Origin of the sequence: Aquicella lusitana, assembly GCF_902459475.1 — a bacterium.
Lineage (GTDB): Bacteria > Pseudomonadota > Gammaproteobacteria > DSM-16500 > DSM-16500 > Aquicella > Aquicella lusitana.
In genome coordinates this window covers 551,130-570,117 of sequence record NZ_LR699114.1, presented here as the reverse complement: position 1 = coordinate 570,117, position 18,988 = coordinate 551,130, and the positions used below count along the sequence as shown (strand labels likewise).

Genomic DNA, 18,988 nt, shown 5'->3' with positions numbered 1-18,988 from the left:
TTTTATTAGTTGACTTGACGGCCTCAATTAACATGCCTTAAAATCACCGCCCAAGCTCCAAGAGATCATACGACTGATCATAACAGGTAACACGCATATGAAAGGGAAGCCCTTGCAGGATGATTCAAATTTATACCGCGCATTTTGTTGTCCTGATCAACTTACCTCCCTTGAATTAAAGCCCAAGGTTGGCTTCTTAAATAAAGCAGGAGAGCTCTATAAATTTATAGATCCTGATTATAGAGTTATTGACTTCGTTAATACCAAAAATTTCACCGAATTTGATAAAGCAAATAGCAAAATATATGATGCACCGGCGTCTGCTGAAGTATATAGAAATTTTCTAGATTGGTTGTTCGCGACTTTTAACGAAGATGAGATGTCATTTAGACAAAACCTAATTAAAAAACTTCGGTTGTCGGCAGGTCAAAAAGTTTTAATCACGGGTTGTGGCTTTGGAGATGATATTGGGATCATTTATGACATGGTGGGTAATAGCGGTGAAATCCATGCTCAGGATTTAAGTAAGTCCATGGTATTATCTGCCAGCAATAAATTTAAACAATCCAATGTAAGATTTTCTGTATCAACAGCTACTGCGCTTCCATATAAGTCAAGGTATTTTGATGCTGTATTTCATTTTGGAGGAATTAATCTTTTTGGAAATATAAAAAAGGCTATTGCTGAAATGGAACGTGTCTGCAAAGTGAATGGCACAATACTATTCGGCGACGAAGGGATTGCATCTCATTTAAGAGATACTCAGTATGCTGAAATAGCTATTTCAAATAATAAACTCTGGGCTTCCCAACCCCCAATGGAATTACTGCCCTACAACGCATCGAAAATTGAACTAAGCTACATCTTGGGAAATTGCTTCTATATTATTCAATTTTCTCCTTCTGATGGGCTGCCAGCAATGAATATCGACATTTTGCACAAGGGTTTAAGAGGGGGAACTGCTCGAACAAGGTACTTTGGGCAGGTGGAGGGGCTTACATTAGAGACTAAACAAGCACTCATCCAGGAGGCTAAAAATAGAAATACTTCCATTCACGCTTTACTTGAAGAATCTATCAAAAAAATGTTATCGCTATAGAGATGCAGGGATAAAGTGGCAATTTGCAATATAAGCGATTTTACACTGATCGATGTATCTGGGAACAGGGAAGACATAGATGAAGAAAAAAATAGCTATTGTTCAATCCTGCTACATTCCTTGTGTGTATTCCGATCGAAAGGACCATTAATTCCAGTCCGTAAGGGGACAATGATTCCGGTTTATTGGGACAACTTTACCAGTCACGACGGCATTATCTGTTAAACTTCATCGGTCTGTAAAGATTTTTGTTTTTTTCTAAGTGAATCGCCATCTAATTCCAATCTGATTGAGTTGTGAATTAATCTATCAAGGATAGCGTCTGCAAGAGTGGCATCATTCAAATGTTCATGCCAATGTGTGATTGGTAACTGACTGGTGATGATAGTTGATTTTCGTTGGTAGCGATCATCAAGTATTTCTAACAGATCGCGGCGTTGGTCATCGTCAGGAGTTGCTAATCCCCAATCATCTAAGATAAGAACATCAATTTTTGCTAGTTGTGCGAGCCAATTAGCATAGCTACCATTTGCTTTTGCGATTTTTAATTCATGCCAAAGACGTGGGAGTCGATAATAACGCGCAGACATGCCAATCAAGCAAGTCTTATGTGCAAGCGCGCAGGCAATATAAGTTTTGCCGCAACCCGTTGGCCCAGTAATCAGTAAGTTCAAGTGTTGTTGAATCCATTGCCCTCGGGCAAGTTCTTGTACGACAGTTTTGTTTAAATTGCGGGTATGTTTAAAATCAATGTCCTCGATGCAAGCCTGAGCTTTAAGTTTTGCTTGTGCAAGCCGTCTGTTTAAGCGGCGGTTTTCTCTCAAATACCATTCACGATCGATCAACAACCCTAAGCGAGCTTCAAAATCCAGATCAGGCATGGGTTTTTGTAATTGTTCACAAAAAGCTTCTGCCATTCCAGATAATTTTAGCGCTCTTAGTTTTTCTAACGTTGGTTGAGTTAACATCTTTTTATCTCCAGTTTTATTTGTAATAGTCAGAACCACGGATATTTCCATGCGACGAAATAACAGGCGTATTCGTCGAATGAGAATTGGGAACAGTATCAAGTTTGTTTTTTAATATTGCTTCGACTTGGCTGTAACGTGTTGCACCAGATTCATTGGCGATAGCGCAGGCTTTTTCAAGACGGTTTTCGCCATATCTTGAGCCTAGGCGAAGCACACCAAGGCAAGCGCGATAAGCTTGTTCTGGAAACGCGCGCGAGGCGATTAAGCGATCAATAAACTTCATCGTATGCGGGCCAATTTTATTTGCCCATCGCTTCATGCGGTCTGGCGACCATTCCGCATGTGCACGATGTGCAGGCGGCATGTGTTCCTTGATGGTGCTGTGTTTATACCGATGATAACTGCGTGGATGTGAAGCAATACGTTTTCTCTCATAAAAACACTCCACCGTGTTAGCTGTAGCACGGATCTCAACTTCATGATGAATATATTTATACGGCACGCTGTAATAATGATCGTCAAATACAAAATGATAATCGATATGAACTTTTGCGTGTTGCCATTCGGCGTATTGGTATTTTTCGGGTGGCAGTGGCTTTAGCGCTGATTTATCTATTTCTTCAAATAATGCCCGTCTTGATGTTTTCATTTTTTGAAAGGATTGATTGTTAAGGACAGCAAGACGAGGTTTGATGGCTGCGTTAATTTCAGCAATACTCGTAAAAGTGATATGCCGCATTGGCGCAAGAATTTGTCTTTCAACTATACCAACCGCATTTTCAACTTTTGCTTTGTCTTTTGCTTCATAAACACGCGCAGGAACAATGGCAAAACCATAATGCTCGCCCACATGCTGATAGTTTGCATTGATGTCGGGATCATAGCGGTGAGATTTTTTTACACCCGCTTTTAAATTGTCTGGTACAACGATTTCACTGACCCCGCCAAAATATTCCCACATTCTGACGTGTGATTGAATCCAATCAGGTATTTGCTGCGTGGCAGTTGCTTCAGCAAAAGTAAATTGTGATGCGCCTAAACAGCCTACAAAAATTTGTGCTTCATGAATTTCGCCTGTCCCTGGATCAATCCAAGGTACTGTCATGCCCGCATAGTCTACAAATGTTTTTTCACCACCTTTGTGTACTTGCCGCATGATGGGTGATGTCGCCTTGAGATAAGCTCGATAGTGGGTACAAAATTGGGAATAACCCAGGCCCTCCGGCTGAACATCGCGATATTCTCGCCAGAGTAGTTGTAAGGTCACGCCCTTTTTGCGTAGCTCTTTATAGACCCGTTCCCAATCAGGAAATGCCTTCTGTCTTGAGACCTTTACAGCAGATGGAAAAAGACGATTGTATAAATCTTCTTCTGTCATCGATTGCGGCAAAGGCCAATTAATTCCTGCTGCTTTCGCCCGTTCTAAGTATCTTGTAACGGTTGTCTTTCCAATATTTAAACTTCTTGCAATAACTCGATGGCTGCATTTTAACTCATGGTATTGCCTTAAAACTTCACTGATTTTACGCATACTTATATATCTCACGATTACTACCCCCTCGCTTTGAAAACAAGAGGATATTGTATAAAAAATAAACTATCGTGAGCTGGTAAGTAGCCCAATGACGCCGTAATCACTGGCCCAATGTCCCGTAACAGATGATCCAATACGGCCAGAACCAGTGGCCCAGAAAAATCAGAATGGATGGCCCAATGTTACCGGAATAGGTGGTCTAATAAGGTCGGAATACACATTCCTTGGAAAGGATATTTTGATCTCATTAACATGGTAGATGAATTCATTCTCTATGATGACATGCAATATACAAAACGCGACTGGCGCAATCGCAATATTATAAAAACGGTAAACGGACTGCAGTGGCTAACCATACCAGTTGAGGTTAAGGGAAAATACTCTCAAAAGATTAATGAAACCAAAATTTCAGACAAAACGTGGACAAAAAGGCATTGGAAAACAATAACGCACAATTATTCAAAGGCGAGCTATTTTAAGCAACATAGTGGGTATTTTGAAGAATTATATTTGAATTGTGTCAATGAGGATTATTTAAGCCGGGTGAATTTTAAATTTTTACAGGGTATTTGCGCGTTTTTAAATATTAATACCAGGATTAGCTGGTCGTCTGATTATTTAATAGATGAGAGATTGAAGAAAACTGAACGTTTAATTGATTTATGCCAGAAAACGAAGGCAACACATTATCTTTCTGGCCCATCGGCTCAAGCTTATATTCAAGCGAACCTATTCGAAGCGGCGGGTATTGAGATCTCTTATGCAGATTATTCAGGCTACCTTCCTTATTCTCAGCTATTTGGCAAGTTTGAGCATGGGGTATCCATTCTTGATTTAATCCTGAATATGGGATCAGAGGCACATTTGTATTTAAAAAGCTCGCCTAAAGGCGCAATAAACAAGAATGCTGTGGGAGAAAATTTCATTAGAGCTGGATAAATAGCGTTTTAGCGTGAAATTATCGATCATGACAATGATATTAAATGGATATGAAAGAGGCGCTGAATAAAGAGGAAGTTCAACGTGGATAAAAAAGAGGTTTATAACGAATTTTTGGTTCCCTTCAGCCTTCCTTCACGAGACTTGGTTGAAGTTAATTACGTGCTTGAAGCAATGAACAGTCGGCATCGGCATGGAGCTGGCCCTTTTACGGTTCGTTCAGTTGCAGCACTAAGAAATATAACCGGTGTAAGTAAAATCCTTCTTACTCACTCATGTACAGGTGCATTAGAGCTTGCAATGTTATTAATGAATATACAAAAAGACGACGAAGTTATTCTTCCTTCTTTTACATTTTCCTCAACAGCAAATGCAGTGGCACTACAAGGAGCTGTTCCTGTTTTTGCAGACATTGACCCACTCACGCAATGCCTCGATCCCAACTCTGTCCGGGAACTTATTACTCCTCGTACGCGGGCTATCTTGCCAGTACACTATGCAGGCGTAGGATGTGATATGGAAGCATTAGGTGATCTAGCTAAACAAAATTCGCTTGCAATTATCGAAGATGCAGCTCAAGCCATTGGAGCAACGAGAAACGGTAAAGCCTTGGGAGCATTCGGCGAACTTGGAGCGTTTAGCTTCCATGACTCCAAAAATATTTCTTGCGGCGAAGGTGGCGCTTTGTTGATAAACGATGAAGATTTTATTGAACGAGCCGAAATATTATGGGAAAAAGGGACCAACCGTAGCAAATTTATACGCGGTGAAGTGGATAAATACACTTGGGTTGACATAGGATCATCGTTTCTAGCCAGTGAGATTGCGGCTGCATTTTTGTTAGGTCAATTAGAGCGGGTAGAGCAGATTAACAATGCTAGGCTCCATCTTTGGAATCATTATTACGAGAGTTTTGCTGAAGCAGAAGCGCTTAATGTGTGTGGACGGCCGTATATTCCTGCTAATTGCAAACATAATGGCCATATTTTTTATCTTATTTTGAATGATGGTGAAACCCGGACTGAATTGCTTGGCTATTTAAAAGCGAATGGCATAAGCGCTGCGTTTCATTATGTACCGCTACATGATAGTCCAGCAGGAAAACGCTTTGGCCGTACGCCATTTCCATTGCCTCATACTGAAAAAGCTGGGCACTGTCTAATACGCCTCCCGCTCTTCCCTGATATGACTCCGATGCAACAAGAGCGCGTCATCAGCTTAACCAATAGTTTTCTTTTAAGTATTGCACAAAAAAAATATATGAGTTCTACGATTACTATCCACGATAAAAAAGTTGGTTAATGAAAACGCTTTGCCTTTCTCTTCAACTTCCTAACACAGGCTGAATCCACTATAAGTAGATGATATCACTTTCTTTAAAAAAGGCTTCTTTAAATACTGGCGGAAATTTCTTATCAATGTCTTGTTCATTTTCTAGAATTTCATATTTATTTCTATCTAAAATATTTTTATCTGCAGAAATACCTATTAAATCAGCTTGACCCTCTTTGTACAATTTACGCTGTATAAATTTAATCAATCCAGACAAAGGTAACTGGCTAGAGAGAGATCGCAAAAAACGGTTGGTGCTAATGTAATAAAGCCAACTAAAGCCAGACTGTGAAGCATTAACTTGCGATCTAATAACATTTGCTTGATTGAAAAATGGAGGTAAATTGGTAAATTTCTCGATCTCATTCAGCAATCTGACAGGGTTATTTTTTATCAAATCAAAATTTACCAATAATAAATTGCCTTTGAAGGCAGAAGCCAGCTCATTCACTCTACCTAAAAAATCAAATTCACACAGCCGAACAACCAGAGAACGATTGTCAAATTTAATCACATGTTCCTTAATAAAATCAGAGAATGGCGGCATGTTAAATGTAAAACTCTTAATTTGATAATATAAAGATCTTATCCAATAATTTGGCTCGCGCAATATAATGACAATCTTAGTATTAAGGTTTGAATTTTTAACATGATGATGGAAGGCAGGATCTAAAAAATAAAATGGGCTCACATCAAATCGAGCAAAACAAGATTTATCGTTATATAATGAATCAAACCAACCATAGCCTCTATCATGATTGATGCTAAAAAAATTTATTTCTTTTAGTTTTGAAACACCAGCGTGAGGATGTAAAGATAGATTCCGATAAAGCCAACTCGATCCAGCCCTTGGCATCCCTGCAGCAATAATATGCATTAGTTCCGATCTAATCTGACACTTGCTACTTGAAAAAAGTAAGGTTACCCGTTTTGATAGTTATGTCGAGTAAAAATCAAAACATTAAAGAGGTAACCTTATGTACGAGTGTACGCAAAAAATCATTAAAAACAAGGTCGGTCTGTTAAATTTGGCAGAAGAGCTAGGGAATGTATCAAGAGCCTGCAAGGTAATGGGCTTCTCCAGAGATACGTTTTATCGTTATAAATCAGCAGTTGAGCAAGGAGGCATTGAGACCTTGTTCGACAAGAGCAGACGGCAGCCAAACATCAAGAACCGCACCGATGAAGCTACAGAGAATGCTGTATTGGACTATGCCATTGAGTACCCCGCGCATGGTCAATTAAGAGTCAGTAATGAGCTTAGGAAAAGAGGTGTTTTTGTTTCTCCTAGCGGTGTTCGTTGCATCTGGCTAAGGCATGATTTGGCATCATTTAAACAGCGTCTAACCGCACTGGAAAAGAAATCTGCCGAGGAGAACTTAATTCTAACTGAAGCACAACTGGCCGCGCTAGAACGCAAAAAAGACGATGATATGGCCTGCGGTGAAATTGAAACAGCACATCCTGGCTATCTTGGTTCACAAGATACCTTTTATGTTGGCAATCTCAAGGGTGTTGGGCGCATTTATCAGCAAACATTTGTTGATACCTACTCCAAAGTGGCTCATTGCAAGCTATATACCACAAAAACACCGATTACATCTGCTGACCTGTTAAATGATCGTGTGTTGCCATTCTTTGAAGAACAAGGCTTGGGCTTGCTGCGCGTATTAACGGATCGTGGCACTGAGTTTTGCGGCAAGGTAGAGCAACACGATTACGAGTTGTATTTGGCGCTCAATGATATTGAGCACACCAAAACGAAAGCTCAATCACCCCAGACCAATGGCATCTGTGAACGCTTTCATAGGACGATTCTGAATGAGTTTTATCAGGTTGCTTTCCGAAAGAAAGTTTACACAACTATTGACGAGTTGCAAAAAGATCTGGATGATTGGCTCGGTTATTACAACAATGAACGCACACATCAGGGTAAAATGTGTTGTGGCCGAACTCCGATGGCGACATTGATTGATGGTAAAAGAATCTGGAAGGAAAAAGTTGATAATCTCAACTTGAACTGACAGTAAAACCGTAACTGAAAAACGGGTAACTGTCAGATCAAGTCGGAACTTTTACAAATAATAATATCCCGTTTATTATTTTCCATTTGCAAATGCTTCCTAAACAAGCGCGCTTTTTATAAATATTACTAGATAAAAAATAAATAGTTATGTAAATTTATGCCGTATACTGCCACAACTAATGCCATATTGCAATCTCATGCAAGACCGGTTTAAGGGACTTAAAATGCAAGCGAATCTGCAATTTAAATTTCATATTCTTTTATTAATCTGCTTAAATATTGCTTTACAAATAACCACTTTTTGCTTAATGAAATTCTCTTGGGTATATGCACAACATTCAACGATTAAATTAATTAACTACATTACCCTACTAGCTTTTAGCGCCTCCTTTTTAAGGGCTTTTATCTGGCAGCATATTCTAAAAGTGAATAACTTAGCTTCAAGTTATTTACCAAATGCCATCATCCCTTCGTTGCTATTACTCGCAGGTTACTTCCTTTTTGATGAGCAAATCACGCTTTTCAATGCTCTCGGTTCTTTAATTATCTTGGCAGGATTAGCCCTCTTTATCAGGAGCACAGTAAAACGATGACTATCTATTTAAGCATTTTCATCGTGCTATTAACTGCGATTGGACAAGTACTTCTAAAAAAAGGAGCGCAGCTTAATAAACGGCTTTTATTAAATAAATATGTCTTGCTAGGCTATAGCACATTTATCATTGTTATCTTGTTATCGATGCTGCTGATGAGATCCTTACCATTAAAATATTTTTCAATCATCATAAGCTTTAGTTATCCTACCACTATTTTATTTGCTAACATCCTCCTGAAAGAAAAAATCTCTCAGCAAACATTATTAGCCTGTCTTGTTGTGGTTCTGGGATGTATTTTGTTTAATTTGTAGTCATAAATAACGAAGTTGGTTTATTTATCTTGTGGCGATTAGGTATTTTAAGCCAACTTACTGGGATACGGAGATCATTGTGAGACTTACAAGTAAAAACTGGGATTCTTTTTTGTTATTATTACTCCATTTTTTCGCCCTGATTGTCCTCTGCGTGATGGTTTTACCGTTACATGCAGATCGAATGTTTAGCTGGCTAGACGGTTCTTTTATGCGCTATCTCACCATACAGCAACACCAAGGAATGAATTATTTCACCTACGGGATGAATATCCTCGAAGGATTAGGTGATATGTCTTTCCCTTTATTAATCAATTTAATTCCCTCATCATGGTTTGATCTGTTTCTGCAACCCGGATTGCCTTATTCAATAGTTACGTATACTGCACTTTCCTTGCAATATTTTTTTGCAGCTTTCTTACTTTGCCGTGTTTTTCAATTTTCAAAAAATATTTCGCTATCAACTAGTTGGCTAATAACACTTTTTGTGCTTCCTTTATTGCCAACCCATAATGGTTGGCAACCTTTCTATCAGATAACACCAATATCGCCCTATTTAATCAATTTTCTTTTTTTTTGCTGTTTACTCGTTTATTGTTTTTTTTATATCGGCTGTACGAGACTGGTTCCTACAATTTTATTAAGTTGTGCTGCTTTTGCTATAACACTTTACCTTCTATTGGTTAACGCTGTTGGTTTTTTCATTGTGGTTCCATTTTTTTCATTCTTTTGTTGCGCATTCATTTTGACTGCCAAATCCAAATTCGAATTTTTCTCTAAAATCACTTTTTCAATAGTTACCATTGCCGCACTGTTTTTTTTAAACTATTTCCAATTTTTATTTGGCCTACTCTTATATTCTGTTCCATTTTTCTTCCCTGAAAAATTAGCGACTCATTTCACGCTATCAGATATTTCCATATTATTAAATACATTTTATCCAGCTGGCATATACATTGCAGGATTAGGATTAGCCGGCATGGCAGCAACTTTGTTTTTTGGTCATGGAGAGTTAAAGAAATTTACGATTCTTATCTTTAGTTATGTATTGATTTTTATTTTTTTTGGTTCAAGCGTTGTCATTTTTCCTGGCTGGTATCACGGACCCAATCCGCTATATTTTGAATATATGCTCTGGCCACTCTACATGGCTTTCGCTGTCATGCTGTTGCAATATAGTCTTAACTTATTGAAATGGGTCATCCAGTCAGCTTTAAAATTTTTTACACATCAACAACCCCATCAGTTCCATCAAAAAAATAACCGAAGCCTGACACGCCCTAATAAAACACCATACTTTGTTTTTATATTTACTGCCACAATAGTAATAATCAACATTGCTTGTGCTAGCAATGAACCGAAAGAAATTTTTTCTTACCCTCAAACAAATCCACCGCCAATTATTCAACATCTCATAAAAAATTCAGCAATAGATCAAAGCGGACTTTTCAAAGGTTATACAGAGAGTTTTTATCCTAAAGTTAAGCCGCAACAACCCTCTGATTGGTATAGACAAATGGGTTTTGATTCGCAAATATTGGTGTCAAAGGTTGGTTACCCATATCGCATGGTTGGGCTTTGGTTCTTCAACATTCCCACTATAAACAAATATAGCCCCATCATATCCCCAGCACTTTTTTCTTTAATACAGAATACGCTATCCAGACCTATTGACCATAATATAAGGAACATCTTTCTTTTTACTAAAATCAATATACCATTACTACAAGCACTAGGTGTGCACCACATAATAACAAATGAAGAAATCAAATTTCCCAACACTAGACTTGTTGTAACTGAAGCGATAAATAGCGAACATGGATCATTTTATCTTTATGAAATATTGCATACTAATATTGCAAATTATTCACCGAAAAAATTTAGGATATTAAAAAATCTTAATATATTTCTGGATCAAATCGATCGACAACGAATTGATTTTAATAGTGTTGCCTATGTAACATCGCATATACCACATAAAATTGCCAAGTTGCAAAATGCCAAATTATATCAAATTAGAAATGGCGTTCGTCTAATTGCAAATGCCTAGGGCGTATCTTCTATTTTATTGCCAATTCTCTATAGCCATTGCTTGCATTTCATATTCAATAACAAAAAACCTGAAACATTTAGTGTGCAACGAGCTAATGTGGCTGAAACATTAATAATTTTCAATAACAGCATTGATGTAAACATCATTTACCGTTACGGCTTAATGCAACATGCTAATTGCCGATTAGAAGATAGGAATGACTTAAAAAAAATTATTCGGGCGGTTTCATAGCGACCACGAACCGACTGCCCCCTATCGGGAAATTAACGCGACGATGAATTGCTTTGCGTTCTAATTCCAGTATGCTTTCAAAAGCTTTATCTAATATTTTTGGGAGCGAAAGTATGCGTGATGTTTCTTGAGATACGTTTTTATTTCTGATCAAACGCTGCGCCAGCATTAACGGTAGTAAAAAAAATACAAACGAGGTATTCATCTTAATGTTAAATCCATGTTGACGCAATATTGATGCCAGTTGGTTACGGGTATAACGGCGCTTATGATAGGAAATATCATCTACTTTGCTCCATAACCAAGGATGCTGAGGAACCGTCAGTATTAACCCACCACTCGGCTTCAAAGATTGATGTATATTGTTTATTACAACCTCATGCTCCTCAATGTGCTCAAGTACATCAAAAGCACCCACGAGATCGAATTCATTTTTAAAAGGAAGTTTACGGGCATCGACTTGCAAAAATTCTGCTGGTGGTCTAACTCTTTTGGTAGCATAATGCAAACAATGTGAATATATCTCGGTAGCTGTTATTTTTGCACTCGGTAAAACTTCGCGAATCCCACCTAAAACATACCCACTACCGCACCCAATCTCCAGTACATTTTTTTGCAGAGGAAAATATTTTCTAATCGCATCCTGGATGATCCGATTACGTACTCGAAACCAAAATGAATTCTCCTGCATCTTATCTAAAAAATGGTGCGCATCATGAGAAAAGCCATCATTTTCATTGGCTAACTCAGGCGAGAAAGCTGGAAAACCTTCAATTAAAGATGGCATCCAGCTACAAAACGGACACACCCAACTTTCTTGGTTAAATTCCCTTTCACAAGCTAGGCATAATTTCATTACTTGCTTTTCGCCTATTAGGTAATAAGTAAACGATTTGATAACTCGCTCTGAGAAAACAGCATTAACGGGCTCTTTAACACCCCGAAACTCATGCCCTTAAAAGCCTTCTGGCACGCAAAATAAACCGGTATGGAAATAACCTTCCTATACGGTAAATCATATGATTATTTATCATCATCTTCCATACAAAGCGTTTAGTAATAAACCGCCGAGCTAGCGGATCCATTAGAAATAATGCGATGTATCTTATGGCATGGTGCGGTACCAGCGCCGCTTTCTTGAAATCATCCCACAGATCAGGGTATTTCTCAGCAATAAGATGAACTGTATCCAGCATGACTTGATTCTGTATCTTTGTATTCCCCTTTCCCTCTGAATAACTTAGCTTGCGTACATTAATATGAATAAACACTTCGTTGAAGTAGTAGATGCCCTGCCTTAATGCAACAACAAAATACATTAGCCAATCAGCATGCCAGCGTGTTTCAGAATAAAAAATACCGGCATTTAAAAGAGCTTGCCGGTTCATAAACATACCGCCTGCGCTATTAAATCCCACATAGCTTTTTCGCGTTATTGCTTTAAACTCATCCGGTGTAAGAAAAGTATCTGGTGGATAGGGAAGCATACGATAAAAGGGCTGTTTAAGATCAAAGCGCTGTACGATCGCATCACCACAAATCAAGCCCACAGTAGGAAATTTGCTTGCGGCCTGCTTTGCCAAGGCAACAATATGAGGACTGAACCAGTCATCGGCTGCGCAAAAGATAATAAATTCACCTGTTGCATGCTTCAAGCCGGTATTGACAGCCGCATTGACACCTTGGTTTTTTTCATGCCTTATCAAGCGAATCTGAGGATGCTCTTTGATAATGGCCTCGAGCAATGCTACGCTGTTATCCGTTGAACCATCATCAACAATAATTATCTCATCGAAAGCTTCTGTTTGATCAAGTAGAGCCTGAATAGACTTGGGAAAAAATTCGGCCGAATTATAATTCGGCATAATGGCGGTCATTCTGGGATTATCAGCTTTCCCTTTGTATGTGTTATCTGCGTTCATCAACTAATCAATTCTCTGATTTAAAAAATCTCAGGATAGATGCCCAGCCTAAGCACTCAAAAAACAAGATGTCACTAATGGACACCCTTGCTCACCTATTCCGCTTTCCAAAATTATAATAGCTTATACGAATCACGCACAGCAGAATGCTATTCTACTGCGGCTAAAAGCGTATTCCGAGTTTCCATGCCTGAAGACTGCTCCTCGATAATATAATCCAGCATCGCATGACCCAAACCAATATGCGCAACCTCAACAAAACCATATTCGTTGGAGTCAACATAAAAATTCAGATCACCTAAGTGGCTTAATGGATTATTTGCAGTAAAACCAGAAAAGGTGATGACTTGACATCCTAACGATCTGGCGGCTGCAACAGCATTCAGTATATTAATAGATTTGCCCGAACTGCTAATTGCAATGACAATATCCCCCTGGCGGCCATGAAACTCAATTTGCTTTGCAAATACATGCTCATAACCATAATCGTTGCTCAAGCAAGTAATCGCAGAAGCATCTGAAAAGGCCATGGCAGGCATCCGGCCATTTTTTGAATAATCAATAGCTAGATGGCTAGCAATACCGGCACTTCCGCCATTACCGATAAAAATTAATTTACTATTCAGCTGGCGCACCGCTTTTACGCTCCGGATATATCGTCTAAATCCTTCGTCAAGCGAGAGCTGCTTACCCTCTTGATCGGTAATAATAGTGTTTAATTGCAGGTTATGCAGTGTGTTGAAATGATTTTTTATCCAATCAAGCATACAACTCCTTTTATAGCTTTGTTAGAGCTTTCTTCATTAAAGATTACAATACTAGGCACTTTCGTAAGCCAGACATTTAAACCAGACACTAGCCGCATCGGCTATTGATTCAGGTGTCCAGACAGGCGCTTCTTGCCAGTAATCAATGTTATTAAGCATGATTTTTACACCATCTTCAATCGAGACTTTTGCGCGCCAATCTAATGCGGACCGAATCTTGCTCACATCTGCCATGGTGATATCGGGTTCGCCGGGGCGTTTGGGGATATGAACTGTTTTTTTGGCTCCAAGTAACTCAACCAACCGATTCACCGAAACAAGGATCATGACCACTCCCAACGTTAAAAACTTCTCCGACAATGTGACTATCAGCCGCTCGTAAAATGGCATCTACTGCATCGCTTACATAAGTAAAATCACGTGACTGACTTCCGTCACCCATGATGGTCAAGGGGGTATCCGCCAATAGCTGCGCCAGAAAAACACCAAATACGGCACTATAACTTCCCAAAGTAGAAGCCCGTGGCCCATACACATTAAAAAACCGAAGCGAAACAACCGGAAGTTTATAAACTTTATGCCAGTGCAAGGCCAGTTCTTCGCCAAGGTGTTTGGTTAATGCACAGGGATAAAGCGGCGAAATTTTTGCTGTTTCAGGCGTAGGAAGAATTTCCGGAAACCCATAGCAGCTAGAACAAGCAACATAGACAAAACGTTTTACTCCGTACAAGCGAGCAGCTTCCAGAGCAGAAAATGTTCCATCCACATTGGAACGGTAATATTCCAATGGATTTTGGATAGAAGGTACAATATCTGCTCGTGCAGCCAGATGGAAAATCCGTTCGGCGTTCTGGCAGGCATTCTTCATCAAATCCAAATCGGCAACGTCGCCAATAACCAGTTCCAAGTTGGGATCGTCACGATGATGCTCGAGATTTCGGGGAAGGCCAGAAATAAGGTTATCAATTACCCTGACACGTCGTCCTTCCATCAATAAACTGTCTACCAAATGGCTGCCTATAAAACCGGCTCCTCCTGTGACAACGTCCACTGATCGCTGACTCATAATTCGTTTATTCTTCCTTAATAAATTCAGCTAATACCAAAACACCTTGCTCCAAATCCGAAAACCAAGGTGGCTCTCGTCACAAAAAGCGATTTTGCTTGAACAATCCAGTGTTGTAAACGGGCGGACAAGTTTTTTTTATCCACGCCATTGCATCCCACTGTATCAAAGATCATGGCAGCCTGCTACTTTTGGCTAAACCATCTAACGCCCATTATTTCATCAAATGTACGATATGCTTCATTAAGGGGACCTTTTCAATAAAGCTTTTATTTCCCATGATATTGACAGCTTCTGATCCAACTACATTGCCTATGAAACCTACCATATCTGCTGGTGCTTGTTGGGCTACAAACAGGCTTGTTACAGCCAATACGGCATCTCCAGCGCCCACACGATCTTTGATGGAGGTAGCAAAAGCGGGTGTGATATAAATATCTTCGCCCTGTTTGCAGGAAAACGATCCACTGACTCCACTTGTGACGACTACATTCTTGTAGTCATGTTCGCTCATTAACTGCTTGATCTGGTCGATGCTGGAAATATGTTTCTGACGGAAATTAAGCTGAAGCTCACGATTGGCAATGCAGACATAATCAGCCTTGTTGTATTTGGAAATACAATTAAATCCATGATTGCTTGCATTAGCCTGGGTATTGACCGCTAAGAATTTGGCTTTTTCTTCAATTTTTGCAATGGAGCCACTATCCAGCAAACCATGGCCATAGTCGGCTACAATCACTACATCATGTTTAGCCAGTTGGTCTTCGATGCTGTCTGTAAAAAATTGTTTTTGTTCATCATTAAAATAGCAATCATCTATTTCGTAAATTTCAAACAGCTTTTGTGAAGAATATTCTTCAATATAGCGCCGCTTAACAATCGTGGGCGATTCTTTTTTGTAATGAAAGACGATATTGACATTCTCTTTGAGATTTTCTCTGATAAATGACTCGTATTCACCCTTTTCGCCCAACATGGTCACGCACGTGACTTCTGAACAGAAACTGCTAAGGTGATTGGCAATAGCCAGCACGCCGCCTATATAAATTTCTTCTCGATGATATTTGGTGACTAAAATGGGTTCTTTGCCGGACTTTCCAATGGCCTCGCCATAATGATAGATATCAACAATAGCCTCGCCAATGAGTAACACTTTTAAATTTTTAGCGCCTTCAAAATATTTTAAAATATCATTGACATGATATTTGCCTTTAAACTGATCCAGATAAGCAATAACTTCCTGTGAAAACGGAGAGAAAAATCGGTTTAATAAAGCCGAAGAACTAAATACGATATCCTTGGTAAAATTCAGCTGCCCGCCAATGGATTTAACCGCTTCTTCCTCTTCAGAAATTTTACCCGTAATGTCTTTTTCAACTTCTTGATATTCGATACCTTTCACATAAAGGTCCGGCCGAATAACCTTAATGGCTTCTATAGCTGTTGGATGGTGATTGATAACGACATAATCTACGCAACTTAATGAAGCTAATGCTTCAGCACGTAAATATTCGGAAAAATAAGGCCTGCCGGGACCTTTATTGACGAATTTGTCTGCGGTAATGGTAACCACTAGAATATCGCCAAAATTTTTGGCTTGATGCAAATGTTTTATGTGGCCAATATGCAGCAAATCAAACACACCATGACACTGAACTACTTTTTTATTAAGTCTGAGAGCAGAAAGTTCATGGCCGATTTTTTCAAGCGGAACAATTTTTTTAGCGACCCTAAGATTCTCAAGGTTAGCATCGTTAGGCAATATAGCGAGTGGCGTTACAAAATCAGATGCTTCCGTTTCTCTCTCATTTACGGCAGTAATATTTTTCATAATCATATTCCCTGATAATAATTGTGCTTGCCCATAATAAGGTTATCCATTGTTCTATTCAGCCAGTCTAGCAATAGACTGTATTTCCTCTCTTCAACACTTCATTCCTTAATTACAAGGTACGAATGACTCAGCTAAACGCAGAGATTATGCACCGTGAATAAAGAGAAAATCAAATTTTTAGTTCGCATTAAACCCCTTGAAATATTCCCGCACAATATATTTGGCAAAAGCCATCGAGCTGGTAAAAGCAGGCGATATGGCATTTAATATATGCAGTGAATGCCGCTCTTTCACCACCAGAAAATCCATTAGCAGTTTCTTGTCGCGCAGACTGATTAATTGCGGTCGTATCCCTACTTTAGGCGCTCGCGCGAGCCATCCCGGCTCTAATTCTTTTACCAATTTTTTAGCATCGCGGTAAAAGTAGGCAGGCAAATATTTTTTAGGCTCTTCCAGTGCAACTTTCCTAAACTCTGGATTGACGCAATAGAGCATGATTTCATTCAATACAATTTTCAGCATTTCACGATCAATGCCCTGTAAAATTCCATAATTTTCACGTCCAAAAGCGGGGATGGCAGTCGGCCCTACATACACGTCCCCATTAATATTCTTTGTAAAATGCACACCTAAAAACGGATTCCCGAGATGGGGCACAGGATAGATATTACCATTGACCAGATGCGCTTTTTCCGGCTTTAGCTTATGATAAATTCCCTTGAAGGGAATAAAATAATAATCCTTCCCTACACCAAAATGATGCGCAACTCTGTCTGCATGTGCGCCGGCCGTATTGATAAATTGTTTAAAACGAATATTTCCTTTTGTTGTTGTCGCGGTAAATTCATCCTTAAGGGATTTAAACGCAGCGCTGAATAAAAACTTTACACGGCGGGACTGCATTAAATCTTGCTGCAGGGAATTAAGAATGGCTTTGTTATCAATGAGCGCCGTATAGTGTGAATAAAGCGCCTGTTTGACTGTTTTGGCATTCGGTTCAATGGATGCCAGTTGTTTTTCATCCACCATTTCTACCCAGGCACCATTTTCCTTGGCACGGTCATGGAGCTGTAACAACGTTGGTAATTCAGATTCATCACGCGCAACGATCACCTTTCCCGCCTTTACCAACGGCAACCCTTTTTGCTGGCAATAATCCTGCAACAGCAGATTGCCTTTCAGGCAAAGCTGGGCCTTCAATGTGTTCGGGGGATAATAAATGCCAGCATGGAGCACGCCGCTGTTACGTCCGGAAGCATGAAAACCAAGGCCAGATTCCTTTTCGAGAATAATAATGCGCTCTGCGCCTTGCTCGATTAACTCCCTGGCAAGCGCCAAGCCAACGATGCCTGCGCCTACAATCAGAAACTCCGATTCGTGCACGATAGATTCCTTATTCACTCACTATCCAATTTTTTGCGAAGCTACATAACGCGGCAAATTAGGACGGTGAATACTGATATTGAGATTTTCCAAAATCTTCAGCGTCGCTTCTGATTTATTCAGTGTATAAAAATGCAATCCCGGCGCCCCACCTGCAATCAATGTTTGGCAAAGATGAAAAACAACTTCAAAGCCAAACGCCTTGATGGATTCCATATCATCGCCATAAGATTCAAGCCGTTTACGGATCCAGCAGGGAATTTCAGCGCCGCACATTTCAGAAAACCGCACTAACCGGCTGAATTGCGTAATGGGCATGATTCCCGGCACAATAGGCATATAAATACTGTGTTTTGCGCATTCGTCCAGATAATAAAAATACGCATCGGGATTGAAGAAATATTGGGTGATGGCACTGCTCGCTCCCGCTTCATATTTTCGCTTCAGATTGAGAATGTCATCCTCAACGCTCTTCGCCTGCGGATGAATTTCCGGATAAGCTGCTACTTCAATATGAAAAAAATCTCCGGCTGTTTCACGAATCAACGCAACCAATTCACTCGCATATCTGAACTCGCCCGGCTGCACCATTCCAGAAGGCAAATCCCCGCGCAGCGCCACAATACGTCTCACTTTCAAATCCTGATACTGCCTGATAACACCGACCATCTCCTCACGGCTTGATCCAATACAGGCAAGATGTGGCGCGACAGGCACGGATGTTTTTCCCTGCAGCATTTTCACCATTTCAATCGTGCCGGCCCGCGTCGAACCCCCGGCGCCAAATGTCATGGAAAAAAAATGCGGATGATATTCTGCAAGCCTTATTGCCGTATCCTGCAACTGGCTTTCACCTTCGTCTGTTTTGGGAGGAAAAAATTCAAAACTGATATTTTGTGAGGAAATAACATTCATTGTCTG

General features: G+C 39.8%; 18 protein-coding genes. 7 read left to right on the top strand and 11 right to left on the bottom strand.

Annotated features, from left to right (window positions below; all coding sequences use genetic code 11):
• Positions 1 to 97 precede the first annotated feature (97 nt).
• A complete protein-coding gene (locus tag AQUSIP_RS02655) occupies positions 98 to 1,099 on the top strand; it encodes a class I SAM-dependent methyltransferase (RefSeq protein WP_114833645.1) in 1,002 nt (333 codons plus the stop codon).
• A gap of 221 nt (positions 1,100 to 1,320) precedes the next feature.
• On the opposite strand, the gene istB is transcribed toward AQUSIP_RS02655, so the two are convergent.
• Together istB and istA are read right to left on the bottom strand one after the other, a co-directional pair.
• Positions 1,321 to 2,067 (bottom strand): IS21-like element helper ATPase IstB, encoded by a 747-nt coding sequence (gene istB / locus AQUSIP_RS02650; RefSeq protein ID WP_114835531.1) that lies wholly within the window; start codon positions 2,065 to 2,067, stop codon positions 1,321 to 1,323.
• Positions 2,068 to 2,083: 16 nt separating this feature from the next.
• Positions 2,084 to 3,601: an IS21 family transposase gene (gene istA, locus AQUSIP_RS02645; protein ID WP_170131899.1), complete on the bottom strand. Its 1,518-nt coding sequence runs from the start codon at positions 3,599 to 3,601 to the stop codon at positions 2,084 to 2,086.
• Between the two features lie 174 nt (positions 3,602 to 3,775).
• On the opposite strand from istA, the gene AQUSIP_RS02640 reads away from it, so the two are divergent.
• Both AQUSIP_RS02640 and rffA read left to right on the top strand, forming a co-directional pair.
• Positions 3,776 to 4,543, top strand: coding sequence for a WbqC family protein (locus AQUSIP_RS02640; protein WP_114835527.1), 768 nt, complete (start codon positions 3,776 to 3,778; stop codon positions 4,541 to 4,543).
• A gap of 84 nt (positions 4,544 to 4,627) precedes the next feature.
• Positions 4,628 to 5,845, top strand: a complete 1,218-nt coding sequence (gene rffA, locus AQUSIP_RS02635; RefSeq protein ID WP_211310104.1) for a dTDP-4-amino-4,6-dideoxygalactose transaminase — start codon at positions 4,628 to 4,630, stop codon at positions 5,843 to 5,845.
• Between the two features lie 49 nt (positions 5,846 to 5,894).
• Here the strand turns inward: rffA and AQUSIP_RS02630 are convergent, their stop codons facing one another.
• Positions 5,895 to 6,752, bottom strand: a complete 858-nt coding sequence (locus tag AQUSIP_RS02630) for a sulfotransferase domain-containing protein (protein WP_114835528.1) — start codon at positions 6,750 to 6,752, stop codon at positions 5,895 to 5,897.
• Positions 6,753 to 6,852: 100 nt separating this feature from the next.
• Here AQUSIP_RS02630 and AQUSIP_RS02625 point away from each other — a divergent pair, with 100 nt between their 5' ends.
• From AQUSIP_RS02625 to AQUSIP_RS02610, 4 genes are all read left to right on the top strand, one after another.
• Complete coding sequence (locus tag AQUSIP_RS02625) at positions 6,853 to 7,899, top strand: IS481 family transposase (protein ID WP_114835537.1); 1,047 nt, start codon at positions 6,853 to 6,855, stop codon at positions 7,897 to 7,899.
• 226 nt (positions 7,900 to 8,125) lie between these two features.
• Positions 8,126 to 8,494 carry a hypothetical protein gene (locus tag AQUSIP_RS02620; RefSeq protein WP_114833999.1) on the top strand — a complete coding sequence of 123 codons (369 nt, stop codon included), beginning with the start codon at positions 8,126 to 8,128 and terminating at the stop codon, positions 8,492 to 8,494.
• Positions 8,491 to 8,808, top strand: a complete 318-nt coding sequence (locus AQUSIP_RS02615) for a hypothetical protein (protein ID WP_148326082.1) — start codon at positions 8,491 to 8,493, stop codon at positions 8,806 to 8,808. Before AQUSIP_RS02620 ends, AQUSIP_RS02615 begins: the two co-directional genes overlap by 4 nt.
• Positions 8,809 to 8,887: 79 nt before the next feature.
• Positions 8,888 to 10,858 (top strand): hypothetical protein, encoded by a 1,971-nt coding sequence (locus tag AQUSIP_RS02610; protein ID WP_114834001.1) that lies wholly within the window; start codon positions 8,888 to 8,890, stop codon positions 10,856 to 10,858.
• A gap of 214 nt (positions 10,859 to 11,072) precedes the next feature.
• On the opposite strand, the gene AQUSIP_RS02605 is transcribed toward AQUSIP_RS02610, so the two are convergent.
• The 8 genes from AQUSIP_RS02605 to metF form a co-directional block, all read right to left on the bottom strand.
• Positions 11,073 to 11,948 (bottom strand): class I SAM-dependent methyltransferase, encoded by an 876-nt coding sequence (locus AQUSIP_RS02605; protein ID WP_114834002.1) that lies wholly within the window; start codon positions 11,946 to 11,948, stop codon positions 11,073 to 11,075.
• Between the two features lie 91 nt (positions 11,949 to 12,039).
• Positions 12,040 to 12,969 carry a glycosyltransferase family 2 protein gene (locus AQUSIP_RS02600; protein ID WP_267896350.1) on the bottom strand — a complete coding sequence of 310 codons (930 nt, stop codon included), beginning with the start codon at positions 12,967 to 12,969 and terminating at the stop codon, positions 12,040 to 12,042.
• A gap of 194 nt (positions 12,970 to 13,163) precedes the next feature.
• The gene (locus AQUSIP_RS02595; RefSeq protein ID WP_114834004.1) at positions 13,164 to 13,781 is read right to left on the bottom strand and encodes a D-sedoheptulose-7-phosphate isomerase; all 618 of its coding nucleotides are present in this window, start codon (positions 13,779 to 13,781) and stop codon (positions 13,164 to 13,166) included.
• Between the two features lie 51 nt (positions 13,782 to 13,832).
• Positions 13,833 to 14,108 (bottom strand): hypothetical protein, encoded by a 276-nt coding sequence (locus tag AQUSIP_RS12460; protein WP_232058623.1) that lies wholly within the window; start codon positions 14,106 to 14,108, stop codon positions 13,833 to 13,835.
• Entirely contained in the window at positions 14,077 to 14,847 is a 771-nt protein-coding gene (locus tag AQUSIP_RS02590; RefSeq protein ID WP_232058622.1) for an NAD-dependent epimerase/dehydratase family protein, read from the bottom strand. The genes AQUSIP_RS12460 and AQUSIP_RS02590 overlap by 32 nt, the downstream gene beginning before the upstream one ends.
• A 214-nt stretch (positions 14,848 to 15,061) precedes the next feature.
• Positions 15,062 to 16,681 carry a PfkB family carbohydrate kinase gene (locus AQUSIP_RS02585; RefSeq protein ID WP_170131769.1) on the bottom strand — a complete coding sequence of 540 codons (1,620 nt, stop codon included), beginning with the start codon at positions 16,679 to 16,681 and terminating at the stop codon, positions 15,062 to 15,064.
• A gap of 180 nt (positions 16,682 to 16,861) precedes the next feature.
• On the bottom strand, positions 16,862 to 18,067 hold the full coding sequence (gene lhgO, locus AQUSIP_RS02580) for an L-2-hydroxyglutarate oxidase (RefSeq protein WP_114834006.1): 1,206 nt from the start codon (positions 18,065 to 18,067) through the stop codon (positions 16,862 to 16,864).
• Positions 18,068 to 18,088: 21 nt separating this feature from the next.
• A complete protein-coding gene (gene metF / locus AQUSIP_RS02575; protein WP_114834007.1) occupies positions 18,089 to 18,982 on the bottom strand; it encodes a methylenetetrahydrofolate reductase [NAD(P)H] in 894 nt (297 codons plus the stop codon).
• Between the last annotated feature and the right edge of the window lie 6 nt (positions 18,983 to 18,988).